Source organism: Citrobacter sp. TBCS-15 (genome assembly GCF_005280815.1).
Taxonomy (GTDB): Bacteria; Pseudomonadota; Gammaproteobacteria; order Enterobacterales; family Enterobacteriaceae; genus Citrobacter; species Citrobacter werkmanii.
Genome location: NZ_SZWK01000081.1, coordinates 1 through 250, shown reverse-complemented (window position 1 = coordinate 250; position 250 = coordinate 1). Strand labels below are relative to the sequence as shown.

The window sequence follows — 250 nt, the reverse complement described above, 5'->3', positions numbered from 1 at the left end:
GCTACGGAAACTTTCAAAATCCTTGAATGATGAAAAAATTCGCATCAAAAAGGAGTATAACCAACCTTTAACGGAGTTTGAAGTTTGGTTCAAAAAGGCTGTAGCAGTATTAGATCAGGCTATTTCTCAAATTGATTCTGGAATTAAAGATATCGAAGCTGAACAAAAAGCAGAGAGAAAAAAAGTTGTTCATGAATTGTTGATTGAACTGACAACAGACACAGAAGTAGATTCACGAATATTTGAAAGC

1 protein-coding gene is annotated in these 250 nt (G+C 34.0%); it reads left to right on the top strand.

The window, feature by feature from the left end; translation table 11 throughout:
• A partial coding sequence (locus FDW96_RS03045) for a DUF1351 domain-containing protein (protein ID WP_137365204.1) occupies positions 1-250 on the top strand: 250 nt, incomplete at both ends.